Annotated in this window: 13 protein-coding genes; 10 read left to right on the top strand and 3 right to left on the bottom strand. The window is 39.4% G+C overall.

The features are described from left to right. Positions 1–113: 113 nt before the first annotated feature. The gene (locus NSQ77_RS01990) at positions 114–1,208 is read left to right on the top strand and encodes a glycerol dehydrogenase (protein WP_339228547.1); all 1,095 of its coding nucleotides are present in this window, start codon (positions 114–116) and stop codon (positions 1,206–1,208) included. 33 nt (positions 1,209–1,241) lie between these two features. On the opposite strand, the gene NSQ77_RS01985 is transcribed toward NSQ77_RS01990, so the two are convergent. Together NSQ77_RS01985 and NSQ77_RS01980 are read right to left on the bottom strand one after the other, a co-directional pair. Then, on the bottom strand, positions 1,242–1,373 hold the full coding sequence (locus NSQ77_RS01985; RefSeq protein WP_339228546.1) for a hypothetical protein: 132 nt from the start codon (positions 1,371–1,373) through the stop codon (positions 1,242–1,244). Between the two features lie 99 nt (positions 1,374–1,472). Beyond that, on the bottom strand, positions 1,473–2,003 hold the full coding sequence (locus tag NSQ77_RS01980; RefSeq protein WP_339228545.1) for a transcription repressor NadR: 531 nt from the start codon (positions 2,001–2,003) through the stop codon (positions 1,473–1,475). Between the two features lie 252 nt (positions 2,004–2,255). Between NSQ77_RS01980 and nadC the strand changes: the two genes are divergently transcribed. The 9 genes from nadC to NSQ77_RS01935 all read left to right on the top strand — a co-directional run bounded on the left by nadC (position 2,256) and on the right by NSQ77_RS01935 (position 14,378). Then, positions 2,256–3,101, top strand: coding sequence for a carboxylating nicotinate-nucleotide diphosphorylase (gene nadC, locus NSQ77_RS01975; protein ID WP_339228544.1), 846 nt, complete (start codon positions 2,256–2,258; stop codon positions 3,099–3,101). A 23-nt stretch (positions 3,102–3,124) separates the two neighbouring features. After that, positions 3,125–4,132, top strand: a complete 1,008-nt coding sequence (locus tag NSQ77_RS01970) for a TAXI family TRAP transporter solute-binding subunit (RefSeq protein ID WP_339228543.1) — start codon at positions 3,125–3,127, stop codon at positions 4,130–4,132. Between the two features lie 104 nt (positions 4,133–4,236). Then, a complete protein-coding gene (locus NSQ77_RS01965) occupies positions 4,237–6,168 on the top strand; it encodes a TRAP transporter fused permease subunit (protein WP_339230918.1) in 1,932 nt (643 codons plus the stop codon). A 329-nt stretch (positions 6,169–6,497) separates the two neighbouring features. Further along, positions 6,498–8,042 (top strand): cation acetate symporter, encoded by a 1,545-nt coding sequence (locus NSQ77_RS01960; protein ID WP_339228542.1) that lies wholly within the window; start codon positions 6,498–6,500, stop codon positions 8,040–8,042. Continuing rightward, complete coding sequence (locus NSQ77_RS01955; RefSeq protein WP_339228541.1) at positions 8,039–9,781, top strand: LytS/YhcK type 5TM receptor domain-containing protein; 1,743 nt, start codon at positions 8,039–8,041, stop codon at positions 9,779–9,781. Before NSQ77_RS01960 ends, NSQ77_RS01955 begins: the two co-directional genes overlap by 4 nt. 7 nt (positions 9,782–9,788) lie before the next feature. Continuing rightward, positions 9,789–10,541: a LytTR family DNA-binding domain-containing protein gene (locus NSQ77_RS01950; protein ID WP_339228540.1), complete on the top strand. Its 753-nt coding sequence runs from the start codon at positions 9,789–9,791 to the stop codon at positions 10,539–10,541. A gap of 142 nt (positions 10,542–10,683) precedes the next feature. Further along, positions 10,684–12,408 (top strand): acetate--CoA ligase, encoded by a 1,725-nt coding sequence (gene acsA / locus NSQ77_RS01945; protein ID WP_339228539.1) that lies wholly within the window; start codon positions 10,684–10,686, stop codon positions 12,406–12,408. Between the two features lie 81 nt (positions 12,409–12,489). Then, a complete protein-coding gene (locus NSQ77_RS01940) occupies positions 12,490–12,837 on the top strand; it encodes a DUF485 domain-containing protein (RefSeq protein WP_339228538.1) in 348 nt (115 codons plus the stop codon). Then, positions 12,834–14,378 carry a sodium/solute symporter gene (locus NSQ77_RS01935; RefSeq protein ID WP_339228537.1) on the top strand — a complete coding sequence of 515 codons (1,545 nt, stop codon included), beginning with the start codon at positions 12,834–12,836 and terminating at the stop codon, positions 14,376–14,378. The genes NSQ77_RS01940 and NSQ77_RS01935 overlap by 4 nt, the downstream gene beginning before the upstream one ends. A gap of 98 nt (positions 14,379–14,476) precedes the next feature. Here NSQ77_RS01935 and NSQ77_RS01930 read toward each other — a convergent pair whose 3' ends face one another. After that, a complete protein-coding gene (locus NSQ77_RS01930) occupies positions 14,477–15,913 on the bottom strand; it encodes a sodium/proline symporter (RefSeq protein ID WP_339228536.1) in 1,437 nt (478 codons plus the stop codon). Between the last annotated feature and the right edge of the window lie 128 nt (positions 15,914–16,041).

The following is a 16,041-nucleotide window of genomic DNA, read 5'->3' as shown; positions in this document are numbered from 1 at the left end:
ACGTTTGAAAAAGGGGAGTACAGGGAATAGAGGTTCTTGTGCGCACTTATAAATAATATTTAACAGGAATGGCACAATATAGATAGCTGCATAAAAGGAGCGATAACGACAACATGACAAATATTATTTTTACTTCACCTAGCAAGTATATTCAAGGAAAAGATGCATTAAAAGATATTGGTAAGCATGTTAAGTCAATAGGAAAAAAGCCTTTAATTCTTTCGGATGAAACGGTTTGGAAGATTACAGGATCAACAATTGAAGAGAGCTTGAAGGCAGACAGTGTTGATTATCATTATGTAGAGTTTAATGGGGAGGCTTCACTGAATGAAGTAGAAAGAATTGTAAATGAAGGGAAAAACGAAGCAGTTGATAATGTCATTGGAGTTGGAGGAGGAAAAACACTCGATACAGCAAAGGCAGTTGCTGACGGCCTAGAACTCAGTGTTGTGATTGTCCCTACAACAGCATCAACCGATGCACCAACTAGTGCGTTATCTGTAATTTATAGTGATAAAGGTGTGTTTGAATCCTATAAGTTCTATGATAAAAATCCAGAATTGGTACTTGTCGATACAAAAGTAGTTGCAGGTGCACCACCACGACTTTTCGCTTCAGGGATTGCAGATGCGATGGCAACATGGGTGGAAGCAAGAGCGACAATTAAAAGCAATGGTGATGCAATGGCTGGCGGCAAGACTAGTATCGCTGCACAGGCAATAGCGGAAGCATGTGAAAAAACATTATTTGCTTATGGACAGGCAGCTTATAAAGCAGTGCAAAAAGGACTTGTAACCAAACATGTGGAAGCTGTTGTAGAGGCAAATACATTATTATCCGGTCTTGGTTTTGAAAGTGGTGGACTAGCGGGTGCGCATGCCATTCACAATGGTTTTACTGTGCTTGAAGGTGATATTCACCATCTGACACATGGCGAGAAGGTAGCATATGGTACATTAACACAGCTCCTATTAGAATTGCATTCACAAGATGAAATAGTTAAATATATTGATTTTTATCGTGCGCTTGGATTACCGACAACATTAAAAGAAATGCATTTAGAAGAAGTTTCTTATGAAGATTTGCGAAGAGTCGGAGAAGCGGCTACACAAGAGGGCGAAACAATGGGGAACCTTTCCACCGATATTTCTGCCGATGATGTTGCTACAGCAATTCTTGCGGTCGATCAATTGAGTAAAAATAAATAAAATGAAATAAGAGAGTAAGGCTGGTTTCTCGCCTTACTCTCTATTGCTTTCCTGTGGTTTTGGATTTGTTTCGCGTTGTGGTTCGATATCTTGATTTGGATCATTGATTTTTTGTTTTTGCTCTAGTGAATCATCGCTTCGTTTTTCTTTGTCTTGATTGGACATGTTATCACCTCGCTGACAAACTAGAATGTTATTTCTTTCTATATATACATTCCTGTAACCGTTATAGCTCAATTTCAAACATGATTTACCCAAAACAATTTAAACGAGAATGCCAGCTTTTCTTAAATCCCTGCACGCTGCTTCAATTTTAAGCAGCGAATCGGACTCAAGGGTATGCAAGTGAATCCCATTAGTTAGCGCAGATAGGTACGACGCGTCTGTAGTCTGTATCTTTGTAATAAATGTGTCAGCTTCTTTTCTGCTGCCAACCCGAATGGAGGCAGTGATTTCTCCATAAACAGGATGTTCAACAATAACGTCTCTGATTGTCACCCCATGATCAACAATCAAGTATAGCTCTTCTTTGGTTTGGCCAGCATCATGCTTGCATGCAATAATTTGCTGCTTTTGATTATTTAAATGCTCACTGAGATAAATATAGCCTTGGCTTGTTGCAATAATAGGTTCATTTTTTGCCTTTAATATCGATACATCCTGAACAATCACTTGTCTGGATACGTTGGTAAGTTTGGCGAAATCCTTGCCGCTTATAGGCCGCGCCGATTCTTTTAGCTTTTGTATGATAAGCTGCTGTCTTTTTGCTGAAGGCATTTTTCTCTGCTGCTCCATTTATTGCCCTCCTTGTACATTTACATGTAACACATTGTTTTATAGTTCAAATAAAAAAGCTTTTTATTAATTTGTACTTGATAATATATTAATTCTATGTAAATATAGATGTCAAGACAGATGACTATTGAATCTTGATTCATCACTATTGTAAAGACATAGGGGGATGACAGACTTATAAGTAAGCGCATTCTATTGTATTTAATGTGAAAATAATCACAAATAAAACAACAACTGAAGGAGTAAACTATGATGAATTCTATTAAACTAAAAAACGCACTTGAAGAATTTTTAAATGAAGATATCGGTGATCAAGATTTAACGAGTGATTCTATTTTTCCAAAGAATCAATTGGGAAAAGGTGTGTTTATCCTTAAAGAAGCTGGAGTTCTTTCTGGACTTTCTATTATTAAGGAAGCTTATCATTTGCTGGACCCTGAAATGGAAATAAAGCTTTATTTTAATGACGGCGATAAAGTGGCGGCCCAAACTGCGATTGCGGAAGTTTATGGTTCTGTCCGTTCCATACTTACTGGGGAGCGCGTCATTTTAAATTTACTGCAGCGGATGAGCGGGATTGCTACGGTGACAAACCATTGTATAGAAGCCCTGAATGACACATCGATCAGCATTTGTGACACAAGAAAAACATTGCCCGGACTAAGAATGTTTGATAAATATGCAGTTACTTCTGGAGGAGGGAAGAATCACCGAAATGGATTATATGACGGTGTGATGATTAAAGATAATCATATTTCCTATTGTGGATCAATCACAGAAGCTGTTGAAAAAGCACGTGCTGTACTTGGTCATATGGTAAAGATTGAAGTGGAAACAGAGAATAAAAAGGAGGTCCTGGAAGCGGTAGGTGCTGGAGCAGATGTCATTATGTTCGATAATCGCAATCCAGAGGAAGTAAGAGAATATGTCGAACTTGTACCTGATTCTATCATAACGGAAGCATCTGGCGGAATTACGCTTTCTAATCTGGCAGCGTATGCAAATACTGGGGTGCAATACATATCGTTAGGCGCACTGACACATTCTGTTCAAGCATTGGATATTAGTTTGCAGGTGAACGAGGGAAGTAAAAAATAAAGCCGGCAACAGGAGGCCATTTGATGAACAAAAAAATTGTTGTTGCAATCATTTTAGGGTTTATTTTTTTAACTGCATGTGAAAAAGATAACGAACAAGAAGCAAATGATGCGGTTCAATCGGAAGAGTCTTTTCACACAACAATTGTTGGTGGAAGAGTTGGTGGTGCTTGGTCTGTTTTTGCTGAAGGAATCGCTGAGTCGATTCGCAGGGAAAATGAAGGAGCTATTATTACTGTAGAACCGGGGGGGATTGTGGAAAATCCATTAGCTGTTGCAACAGGAATTGTCCCGTATGGATTATCTTATGCAATGACTTCTTACGCGGCATACAGTGGGGAAGAGCCATACGATCAGCCATATGAAGATATTCGTGCTGTAAGTGTTGTGATTCCAGCAAATTACTATCAATTTATTATAGCTGCGGATGTACCCTATAATTCCTTTGAAGAGCTGATTGAGCTTAAAGCTCCAATTCGATTGGCTGTGGATCAAAAAGGAGCGGCTGGTGAAATCATTACTCGCAAAGTTTTACAAGCATATGGAATCTCCTATGATGACATTATTGCTTGGGGAGGATCAGTTGATTATTTATCTGGGTCAAAAACATTTGAAATGATGGCCGATAATCGAATTGACGCTAGTGGAGATGCGGTGTCAGCACCTTCAAGTGATATTATGGAAGCATCTGCGCTGATGCGTTTGAAATTGCTTGAATTAGATGAACATGTGATTGAACGCGTATCCGAAAAACTTGGAATGGATGCTGGAACGATTAATGCTTCGGCATATTCCTTTTTACAGGAAGACATAGCGACCGTCAGCACACCGGCGATTCTTATCGCCAATAAAGAGGTTCCAGAGGAAGAAGTCTATCAGATAACTAAAGCAATCTATGAAAATTTTGACTATCTAAGAACGGTGCACAAGGAATTTTATAATCTATCAGCAGATAATATCATGAAGGTCGGTAATGTGCCCCTGCATCCAGGAGCAGAAAAATTTTTCCGGGAGAAAGGATTGCTTCCGTAACATATTTTGTATTCGATTAAGGGACTCACCTAGTAGCTTAATTTGTAAAAAATGGTTACTTAAGTTTTCCTTTTTATTTCGAAAGGAGTCATTGCATTGTGAACATGAAAGCAAAATTGAAAAGGTGGTTTGTAGAAGGTTACAAGCGTAATCTTTCAGAGCAACCAATGAAACTTTTTATATTGTTTGCCTTTGGATTGTCTATATATCAAATTTGGTCTGTAATCTTTGGAAATCTAGATCCTCTCAATCAAATGGCAATCCATTTAGCTTTTATTCTTGTACTTACCTTTTTGCTTTATGGCTTTTCAAAAAGGGAAGCAGTTCGAAAACACAAGCCTGGCTTGATTGACTATTGCTTTGGAATATTGGCTATTAGTGCCGGTATTTATTTCACTTTCCATGCCGAACGAATTGCAGTTCGAATACCAATTATGAATCCATTAACGGGTTGGGATATTTTTTTCGGAGTCGTGTTTATCGTGTTAACGATTGAAGCAACACGACGTACGATTGGTTTTCCAATTATTGTTCTTGTGTTTATTGGCTTCGCTTATACACTGTGGGGTCATCATCTCGAGAGTTTATTTGGTCACCGGGAAATGTCTGCGGTTGAGTTTGTTGAAAAACTTACATATAGCTTTAATGGACTTTGGGGTTCGCCAATTTCGGTCGCTGCTTCATTTGTGTTTATGTTTATGCTGTTTGGTGCATTTTTGCAAAAATCAGGTGCAGGTGAGTTTTTCTTTCGGATTTCAACAGCTATTGCTGGGAAAACACGAGGGGGATCTGCAAAAGTGGCAATTCTTGCTAGTGCCTTTTTTGGCTCCATCTCTGGGAGCCCAACGGCAAATGTTGTCACAACTGGTAACTTCACGATTCCGGTTAGTAAAAAATCAGGCTATACTTCGGCTGTTGCAGCTGCAGTGGAGGCTGCTGCCTCGACAGGTGGAAGCATTTTGCCGCCTATTATGGGATCGTCGGCATTTTTAATGGCAGCTGTTACACAGATGTCATACGGATCAATTGTAATTGCGGCGTTAATTCCTGGTATTCTGTATTACGTTTCGTTATTTGCAATGGTGCATTTTGAGGCAATGCGCCTTGATTTACCGAGACCTGCAAAAGAAGCCATTCCCAAGGTCAGCGAAGTGCTCAAGGAAGGATGGTTTTATTTTATCCCATTATTTGTACTAGTCGTTCTCTTAGTACTAGGATACAGTGCATCGCGAACGGGGTTCTATGGAATTCTTTCGGTTATTCTTGTTAGTTGGTTCCGTAAAGAGACACGAATGGGTTTGCAAAAGATTTGTAGTGCATTAGTAGACGGTGCACGTTTTTCCATTCCAGTTACAACAGCATGTGCAGCCGCAGGGCTTATTATTGCTGGTATTATGTCAACTGGACTTGGTGGAAAGGTAACGAGCATTGTGCTCGGTTTAACAGAAGGAATGCTATTTCCGACATTACTTCTTGTCATGCTTATTTGTATTGTATTAGGTATGGGGATGCCTGTTGCAGCTGCTTATATATTAACAGCAATGCTTGCAGCGCCTGCCTTAATTGAATTGGGAGTGTCTGTATTGGCTGCACACCTATTTATTGTCTACTTTTCCATTTTCTCAGCAATCACTCCACCAGTGGCTGTTGCAGCCTATGCCGCAGCGGGGATTGCCGATGCAAACCCGAATCGAGTAGGATTGGAGGCTGTTAAGCTAGGCATTGTTGGATTTGTCGTTCCATTCATGTTCGTCTTGGAATCAGCCCTTTTAATGGATGGAAATATTGTAGAAGTACTACTTGCATTTTTGACAGCAATTATTGGTGTCACTGCTTTAGCGGGTGGAGCGATTGGCTGGTTGAGAACAAAAACGACGGTTATGGAACGGATACTATTGGTAGTAAGTGGAGCATTATCCATGTATGCTAATCTATGGACAAGCATAATTGGCCTCGCAATCATAATTCTAGTCTATGGTTCACAGTATAGAAGAAAAGAAAAGGTAGCTATCAGGGCTAGTGAACTTCGACCATAATACAACTGGAGCTGGACGTGGCTCCTCCGGCATCTAAGTTATCCACATCATTCAAATTTTATAGTTTTCTATACCACAGGAAAAAGGTGTTATCAAGAGATTTTATTGCTTGATAGCACCTTTTTAAGTAAGCAACTGTGCCATTTAAGCAATAAGTATTCTATGTCCCCCATCTTTGCTTCTAATTTCCTATCCAATAAAATTTATAGTAAAATAAAAATATAGAATTAAAATAATTTTTACATATTTTAAATAATATGCTTCTAAAACTACAACAAGAATATGTAGCTCCTCAACATATTCTATATTTAAAAGCTGAAGGTGAGTTAATGAACATTACCTATCTATTATTTTTTCTTTGTATTGTTGTTTGTACCTTAATTATTACCTATTGGGCGGCAAGACAAAGCAAAACGACCAATCAATTCTATATTGCTGCTGGCAGTTTAACAGGGACACAAAATGGAATGGCAATTGCAGGGGATTACATAAGCGCCGCTTCTTTTTTAGGAATTGTTGGTACTATTGCGATTAATGGTTTTGATGGTTTTTTGTACGCAATTGGATTTTTAGTTTCCTATTTAATTGTTTTGTTCTATATTGCTGAGCCTGTCCACCGCTTAGGAAAGTATTCATTGGGTGATGTCATTTGCGCGCGCTTTCCCAGTTATAAAATGCGTGGGATGATGGCTGTCGGAGCTTTAATTATTTCGGTTCTTTATATGATTCCACAATTAGTAGCTGCAGGGTTGCTAATTCGTTTATTATTAAATATAAATTATTCTGCATCCGTGTTAATCATAGGACTATTAATGACAGTTTATGTGGTATTTGGTGGAATGTTTGCAACATCGTGGGTGCAGATTGTCAAAACGGTTTTACTTTTGTCCGGAACATTTTTGCTTGCACTTATTGTACTATCCCGATTTAATTGGAGTATTTCAAATCTCATTGAACAGGTAACAGTTGGTTCTCCATTGGGAGATCAATTTTCTCTGTCAGGTCATCTATTTAACAACCCTATCGAGACAGTTTCGCTTCATCTTGCCTTAATTCTTGGAACAGCTGGTTTGCCACATATTTTGATTCGCTTATTTACTGTCGGTAATACGGTTGAAGTGCGTAAATCCCTTTTAACTGCGAGCTGGATTATTGGTATATTTTATTTGATTGCACTCGTTTTAGGGCTGGGTGCTGTTGCATTGGTTGGGTTTGAAGATTTGGTTTTACTTGATCCGTCAGGTAATTTGGCTGCACCATTATTAGCGGAAAGCTTGGGTGGTGACTTTCTAATGGCATTTATCGCAGCGATTGCCTTTACAACAATAGTTGCCGTTGTAGCGGGTTTAGTTATTTCGGCTACAACTGCTTTCTCGCATGATATTTATTTTCATATTCTTAAAAAAGGGAATACAACGGAAAAAAAACGTGTACAAGCTGCTCGTTGGACTGCATTTTTTATTGGCTTGCTATCAACGTTATGTGCACTTGGCTTAAGAAATATGAACGTGACGTTTCTGGTTTCTTTAACATTTATTGTTGCTGCATCTAGTAATCTGCCAGTACTTTTATTAACTATCTATTGGAGACGATTTAATCAGACTGGGGCAATTACCGGAATGGCCTGCGGTTTAACAGCATCCTTATTATTGCTATTGGTCGGACCACATGTAATGAATTCGGATGGGGGATGGATTGCAAGGGAAGCTTTAATACCACTCTATAACCCAGGGATTATCGCCATACCAATCGGTTTTTTAGGGGCATATCTTGGAACAGTGCTATCCCGTAAAGGACATGAAAATGCAGTTTCATTTCATGCATTCTATTTGAAAGCTCAAACGGGTATTGATTCAAGGAGAGATCGTCCATGATGTATTTGACAATCGTATTATTCGAGCGTTTAGGCTTATTATTGGTTATTGCTTTCGTTCTTACACGAAGTCCTGGATTTAAGTCCCTGCTTTATCGTGAATTTAGTTTCAAAATGTCAGGCATTCATGCGTGTGTGTTTGGTTTGTTTGGGATTGCAGGGACATTAACAGGAGTCATTATCGGAAGCGACTTTACGGTGGTACAGGCGTTTGTTTGGGATGTAGGGGATGATCAAATGGTTGTAAGCTCTAGTCTGGTTGCAATTGTCATTGCAGGTCTGTTAGGAGGACCACTTGTTGGACTTGGAGCGGGAATCATTTCAGGCACGCATTTGTTCTTTCTTGGAGGAATTGGTTTCCTTGCCAATAGTCTTGTGAATCCACTTACAGGACTATTAGCTGGATTTACGGCGCGTTTTTTTTCGCAAGAACGAGTTATATCACCCTTAAAAGCACTGTTTATCGGGATTTTTCCACCCATTTTACTCATGCATTTATTGCTTATTTTTGATTCACAGAATCGGGAAATGGTTGCTTTGGTTAATACAATCGGATTGCCGGTTGTATTATCGAACAGTATTGCCATAGCAATTTTTACAGCAATGATTGCTGTTGTGCTGCGGGAACAGGAAAATGAAGCGGCAATTGCAACAAAGCAAGCATTGACGATAGCAGAAGAAGCGTTGCCATTTTTAAAGGAAGATTCTTTTCAGGAAAAAGCAGAGGGAATTGCAAATCTTCTTTATTCACGCTTAAAATTAGCCGCTGTCACGGTAACAAATGAGAAGGAAGTGATGGCACATAAAGGGCTGGGAAGTGACCACCACCAAATTGGGAATCGGTTAGTAACACAAATATCACATCAGGCAATGAAAACAAAGCAAGTACTTGTTGCTTATTCACAAGCTGAAATCCAATGTTTCAATAAAAATTGTCCATTAGAAGCAGCCATCATCATCCCGATTTTGGAGACGGGTAAAACAATTGGATTGATAAAATTATATTTCTGCAAGCCACAGCACATCCGCCCAGTAGAGCTGATGCTTGCAGAGGGGCTTGGTCAATTAATTGGAAATCAATTAAAAACGATTAAAGCGGAGAGGCTTGAATTACATACTCGTGATGCAGAGCTAAGTAATTTACAAGCACAGATTAATCCACATTTTCTCTTTAATACATTGCATATGATTGCAGCATTGTTTCGTAAAGACCCTGAAAAAGCAAGACATATTACTGTTCAATTAGCGCAATTTATGCGATTTAATTTGAAGCTTGTCTCCAATCATCTCGTGGCATTGGAAAAAGAATCAGAGCATGTAAAAGCCTATATAGCGATCATTCAGACACGTTTTACTAGTCGATTACAAATAAATTTCTCACAGCCAGCCGGAATTTCTCATTTGCTTATTCCGCCGTCATCAATCCAGCCGCTTGTTGAAAATAGTGTAGGACATGGACTGGAGCGTGTTGCAGAGGGTGGAAGAATTGATGTAGTGATGGAGCGATTAGGGGATCGAGTGAAAATAACTGTTCGGGATAATGGGCAAGGATTCTCCGAAAAAATTTTACCACAGGCTGGAAATGTTGTGTTGACTGAAAACCAGCATGATGGAACTGGTTTATATAATGTAAATCAACGTTTAATTAATTTGCTTGGTGAGGAAGCACGTTTACATGTTTGTAATTTACCGAGAGGCGGAAGTGAAGTATATTTTTCCATTCCTTATACAGAAAGGTAGGTTCTATATGAAAATCCACACGATGATTGCTGAGGATGAACAACTGGCACGTGAAGAATTATTATACCTATTGGAAAATGAACAGGATGTAAAGCTGCTGCCAAGTGCAGAAACAGGGGAGCAGCTGGTAGAACTGTATGTTGAGCATGAACCAGATGTTATCTTTCTTGATGTCCATATGCCGGGGATGCATGGTGTAGATGCTGCTAAGAAGATAATGGAGCATGCATACAGAAATCTTCCTTTATTCGTTTTTACAACTGCATACGACGAGTATGCGGTAGAAGCATTTGAATTGGAAGCAATTGATTATATGCTAAAGCCTTATGATACGGAACGATTTCAAACAACGATGAATCGTATCCGTAAGCGCATGCAGCAAATAGAGAGCAATAGCCAGCAGTTAACAAATTATGGAATGCAGCAGGCGACGAAATTACTGATTGATGATAATGATCGGACAGTTGTTTTGTCTCCAGATGCCATTTATTATGCTGTTCCATTTAAGCGGATGTTAGAGATACATACGGAGGATAAAGTAATCCACAGTAGGATGACATTGCAAGAACTTGAAAAGAAGCTGCAGGGCCATGCTTTTTTCCGAACCCATCGTAGTTACCTTGTCAATTTGAATCATGTAAAGGAAATTACGCCATGGTTTAATGGAACGAGCAATGTAACATTAAAGGATAAAAAACAGACGACAATTCCAGTTAGCAGAGCTGCGAGGAAACAACTTTTCGATTTATTTGGAAATTAACCATTAATCGCATAATTAAAACAGTTCAATCGCAAATATAAACCATTGGAGCAAATTTCCTTACTTAAATGTTCATCTTCCTATATAATCCCGGTAAGCGCTTACAGTGATTATGGAAAAGTATAAAGGGAGGAATAGCGGAGTGAATGAGACGTTTGCAGCCGTTAAGGAGAAAGTAAATATGCGAGATTATGAGCAGGCATACGAGGAATTTAATTGGAAAGATGTAGAGAAAAACTTTTCCTGGTATGAAACTGGTAAGGTGAATATGGCCTATGAAGCAATTGACCGTCATGCAGACAGCTGGAGAAAGAATAAAGTTGCACTTTATTACAGTGATCAAAAACGGGATGAAAAGTATACATTCCGGGATTTAAAGTTATTATCCAACAAGTTTGGGAATGTACTGCGAACCATTGGAGTAGAAAAAGGTGAGCGGGTCTTTTTATTCATGCCTCGGTCACCTGAGCTTTATATTAGTTTGCTGGGGATTTTAAAAAATGGTTCTATTGTAGGACCGCTGTTTGAAGCATTTATGGAGCAGGCTGTTCGAGATAGGTTAGAAAATAGTGATGCGACAACATTAATTACAACGAAGGAACTTTTACCACGTGTACCATATAAAGAGCTTGCTCATTTGAATCATATAATTTTGGTCGGTGAGGAGAACCTGCCAGATAATACGGAAGATGTTATGTTTTATAACTTCGAAACAGAAATGAATAAGGCATCTCACGATTTTGATATTGAATGGCTAGATCGTGAGGATGGTATGATTTTGCATTATACTTCTGGTTCAACAGGCAAGCCAAAAGGAATTTTACATGTTCATAATGCAATGATCCAACATTACCAAACTGCTAAATGGGTACTGGATTTGCAGGAGGACGATATTTATTGGTGCACAGCTGATCCCGGGTGGGTAACAGGTACATCATACGGTATTTTTGGCCCATGGCTAAATGGTGCATCAAATTTGATACGAGGTGGTCGTTTTAGTCCAGAAGATTGGTATACAACAATCGAGAAATATGGTGTGAATGTGTGGCTAAGTGCACCAACAGCATTTCGAAGACTCATGGCTGCAGGTGATAATGTCACAGAAGAATATGATTTAAGTTCACTGCGCCATATATTAAGTGTTGGTGAGCCATTAAATGCGGAGGTTGTTCATTGGGGAATGAAAGTTTACAAGCTGCGGATTCATGATCATTGGTGGATGACAGAAACAGGCGGTATTATTATTGCTAATTATCGATCCATGAAAATGAAGCCGGGATCGATGGGTAAAGCCTTTCCAGGTATTGAGGCTGCTATCCTGGATGATCAAGGAAACGAGCTCCCTCCAGGGCAAATGGGCAAGCTTTGCGTAAAGACAGGGTGGCCATCCATGCTTCGTGCAGTCTGGAAAAACGAGGAGCGGTTTAATCAATACTTCCCGGTTGATGGTTGGTTTGAATCAGGCGACTTGGCTTCCAAGGATGAAGATGGTTATTTCTGGTTTGGAGGGAGGGATGATGATGTCATCCAAACTTCTGGTGAACGTGTAGGTCCATTTGAGGTCGAAAGTAAGCTTGTGGAGCATCCTGCGGTTGCAGAAGCAGCGGTAATTGGAAAGCCAGATCCGGTACGTGGAGAAATTATCAAAGCATTTGTTGCATTAAGGGATGGTTATACGAAAACAGATGAATTGCAAGAGGAGCTTCGGTTATTTATCAAGCAAGGGCTTGCAGCACATGCAGCACCAAGAGAGATTGAAATACGTGACTTTTTACCGAAAACAAGAAGTGGAAAAATTATGCGCCGAGTATTAAAAGCTTGGGACCTCGGTTTGCCAACGGGCGACCTATCAACGATGGAAGAATAGGGAGAATATTAAGGGGCGAGAAGGTATTCTAAGGCTTGGAAATTAGAAACATTCTGTCTCAAAGACTCAAGGAGGATGCAAATGGGTGCAGAAAAAGAACTTAAGCGAAAAGTTACAGAAGAGGTAGACTATGTTCAAGTAATCGAGAGTAAATCCTTTAAGAAGTTAATGCACGATCGGAAGAAATTTATTGTCCCACTGACAATCTTTTTCCTGGTATTTTACTTCCTTCTTCCAATATTGACTTCTTATACGACCTTTTTGAATACACCAGTGATTGGTGATATTTCATGGGTATGGCTGTTTGCTTTAGCTCAATTTGTAATGACATGGGTTTTATGTACGGTTTATGTGAAAAAAGCTGCCTCCTTTGACAAGCAGGCAGATCAAATTATCAAAGAGATGGATCAAGGAGGAGATGGTCAATGAGCCCTACAGTCATCATACTTTTTCTTGTAATTGTTTTATTAACACTTGTCATTACTTTTTTCGCAGCCAGAAAGACGCAGACGGCTGGTGATTTTTATACTGCAGGAGGAGGGCTTACAGGAACGCAAAACGGTCTTGCAATTGCAGGTGATTATTTATCAGCGGCATCTTTTCTGGGAATTGCGGGTGCCATTGCACTTTTTGGTTTTGATGGATTTTTTTACAGTATCGGATTTTTAATTGCATATTTGGTTGTGCTATTCTTAGTTGCTGAACCATTGCGTAATCTCGGTAAGTATACACTTGCAGATATGATTAATTCCCGTTTTGATGCGAGGAAGGTTCGGGGAGCAGCGGCACTGAATACAATTACGATCAGTACCTTTTATATGATTGCACAGCTCGTTGGTGCCGGAGCGCTGATTCAACTATTATTTGGCATCGATTACTGGCTTGCTGTGCTTATTGTAGGTGTTATGATGACAATTTACGTGTTATTTGGCGGTATGATAGCGACAAGCTGGGTGCAAATCGTTAAAGCTGTTCTACTAATGGCTGGTATGGTCGTTATGGCATTTCTGGTATTACTTAAATTTAATTTTAATATTGGTCAAATGTTTACGGATGTTAAGTCTGTTACAGCTCATGGCGAAGCATATTTAATGCCTGGTTTACAGTATACGGAGCCACTTGGTACTATTTCACTGATGTTAGCGCTAGTTCTAGGAACAGCGGGATTGCCACACATTTTGATGCGGTTTTTCACTGTACGAGATGCGCAAACAGCTAGAAGTTCTGTTGTTATTGCAACCTGGGTGATTGGGATTTTCTATGTACTTACATTATTCTTAGGCTTTGGGGCAGCAGCCTTTGTTGGATATGATACGATTATTGCAGCAAATTCGGGTGGAAATATGGCAGCACCATTACTCGCACAAGCAATCGGAGGCGACTTCCTGTTTGCTTTTATATCTGCTGTCGCCTTTGCAACCATTTTAGCTGTTGTTGCAGGTCTTGTCTTATCTGGTGCATCGGCGTTTGCACATGATTTATATGGCCAAATTATTAAAAAAGGAAAAGCGACGGAATCTGAGCAAGTACGTGCTGCACGTTATGCCTCATTAGCTGTATCCGTTCTCTCAATTGTCTTAGCATTATTTGCGCAGTATTTAAACGTAGCTTTCCTTGTTTCTCTTGCCTTTTGTATTGCTGCAAGTGCAAACTTACCGGTTATTCTTTACACCGTATACTGGAAAAGATTCAATACTGCGGGGGCAGTTGCTGCAATGTTAACTGGGTTATTCTCAGCGTTGATTCTCGTATCGATTAGTCCAAGTGTTTTTTCACCAGTTGAAGGTGCAGCATTATTTGTAGGGGAACCAATTTTTCCACTGACAAATCCGGCTCTTGTATCGGTGCCGCTTGGATTCCTTGGAGGGTATATAGGAACAATATTATCGAAGGAAACGGATATGAAACGTTACGCTGAAGTGAAGGTAAAGGCGAATACGGGATATAAGCGCAGTGGTGTAAGTCATTAGGAAAAAACATCAAAAATGCCTGCAGCTAAAATTGCTGCAGGCATTTTTGGTAATGGGTAAAACTTTAAATCGTTTTAAAATGCAGTACATGTAAATACTCATATATTTTCTTTCTTATCGGGAATTAAAAAACTAAAAATAATCCCAAAGAGAGCTGCAATGAAGAAAGTTGTAAAGCGCGATGTGATCATTCCCTCAAGTGGTGTACTTATCCAAATGATTGTTGAAATTAATCCGGATAAGATGGTGGCTATAACGCCGGCGCTTGAATAGCGCTTCCAGAAAAATGTCATCAGAATAGCGGGAGAAAGGGTACAGCCGACACCAGCCCAAGCCCAGCTGACAATTAAATACACTAATGATTCTGAAACTAACGCGATGCCCATACCTACAAGTCCAAAAAATGCTACAGAAAGACGAGATAGCCAAACAAGTTGCCTGTCTGTTATATTCAGACCCAGAGCTTTATGAATAATATCTTCAGTAACTGAACTTGTTACTACTAATAACTGGGAATTTGCGGTTGTTATAATTGCTGCTAATACACCAGCCAGCAGAAGCCCAGCAAGCCATGGTGGCATTAATTGAAGAACCATAGTAGGTAACAGCGTTTCAACATCGGAGAATGATCCTTGTTCATACATTGCTATTGCAGCCAGACCAATTAGAAATGCACCGCCATATGCAAGGAATGTCCAGATAATAGCAACGATACTGCCCTGATTAGCCTCTTTATTATTCTTCAACGCCATAAACCGAACACTAAGTTGTGGCTGCCCACCTAAAAAGCCGAAGAACCAGGAGAAGTTATTAAAGAAAAGTACACCAAGTGAAAACCCAGTTAAACCACCAAACCATGAATTAAATGGTTCACCTGAAGTAGTTAGAGATTGACTGATTGATAGATCATTTGTATATATATAAACAAGTGCGACAATAGGTAAGCCGACCAATGTAATTAACATCATTACACTCTGTATCAAGTCCGTCCATACAACTGAAATGAACCCACCAGCGAAAGCTGTTAAAATAATAATGGATGTGGCAATTAAAATACCGATAAATGGAGGAATTTCAAAGGTTGTAAATAGCATTTTTCCCGCACCAGCCATTTGAGCACTGATATAAAACATTAAAAATCCAGCAATTAAAACACTAGTTAACCAGCGGATTATTTTCGCTTTTTCACCGAATCGGACAGCTAGATAATCCGGCAAGGTTATCACATTATATTTATCTGTTTCCGCCATAAATTTTTTAGCTAAAACTAACCAAGCAAAAATGATTCCACATGCGATTCCTGCAGCCACCCATATACCTGATAAACCAGTCATAAATACAAATCCGGTGTAACCTAAAAGAAGCCAAGCGGATTCTCCTGTTGCGCGCTCAGAAAAGGCTAATGCCCAGCCAGGCAATTTTTTGCCGCCTAATAAATAATCCGCTTGGGTCTTTGTTTTTTTACTGAAATGGTAGCCTATACAAACAATTACAATGCAGTAAAGAATAAATTCAACTAAAATAATCGTATTCATAACAGCCTCCATGTCGATTAAATGAAATCAAACCGGAAATAACTTGAATCGGTACTATTAATCTATGCATCAACTCCTTCTGCAATTGCATAGTTTGTTTTGTGTAATCCAATCTATTATGTTGATTG

The sequence above is a fragment of the Oceanobacillus sp. FSL K6-2867 genome, assembly GCF_037963145.1.
Taxonomy (GTDB): Bacteria; Bacillota; Bacilli; order Bacillales; family Amphibacillaceae; genus Oceanobacillus.
Note: the sequence above shows the minus strand (reverse complement) of the source record. Positions and strands in the feature narration are given on the sequence as shown.

Bases quoted from the DNA above. Each gene is read 5' to 3' on its own strand.
- NSQ77_RS01950 (WP_339228540.1), top strand. From the start codon at position 9,789: ATGAAAATCCACACGATGATTGCTGAGGATGAACAACTGGCACGTGAA.
- nadC (WP_339228544.1), top strand. From the start codon at position 2,256: ATGAATTCTATTAAACTAAAAAACGCACTTGAAGAATTTTTAAATGAA.
- NSQ77_RS01990 (WP_339228547.1), top strand. From the start codon at position 114: ATGACAAATATTATTTTTACTTCACCTAGCAAGTATATTCAAGGAAAA.
- NSQ77_RS01935 (WP_339228537.1), top strand. From the start codon at position 12,834: ATGAGCCCTACAGTCATCATACTTTTTCTTGTAATTGTTTTATTAACA.
- NSQ77_RS01955 (WP_339228541.1), top strand. From the start codon at position 8,039: ATGATGTATTTGACAATCGTATTATTCGAGCGTTTAGGCTTATTATTG.
- NSQ77_RS01965 (WP_339230918.1), top strand. From the start codon at position 4,237: ATGAAAGCAAAATTGAAAAGGTGGTTTGTAGAAGGTTACAAGCGTAAT.
- NSQ77_RS01960 (WP_339228542.1), top strand. From the start codon at position 6,498: ATGAACATTACCTATCTATTATTTTTTCTTTGTATTGTTGTTTGTACC.
- NSQ77_RS01940 (WP_339228538.1), top strand. From the start codon at position 12,490: ATGGGTGCAGAAAAAGAACTTAAGCGAAAAGTTACAGAAGAGGTAGAC.
- NSQ77_RS01970 (WP_339228543.1), top strand. From the start codon at position 3,125: ATGAACAAAAAAATTGTTGTTGCAATCATTTTAGGGTTTATTTTTTTA.
- NSQ77_RS01930 (WP_339228536.1), bottom strand. From the start codon at position 15,913: ATGAATACGATTATTTTAGTTGAATTTATTCTTTACTGCATTGTAATT.
- NSQ77_RS01985 (WP_339228546.1), bottom strand. From the start codon at position 1,373: ATGTCCAATCAAGACAAAGAAAAACGAAGCGATGATTCACTAGAGCAA.
- NSQ77_RS01980 (WP_339228545.1), bottom strand. From the start codon at position 2,003: ATGGAGCAGCAGAGAAAAATGCCTTCAGCAAAAAGACAGCAGCTTATC.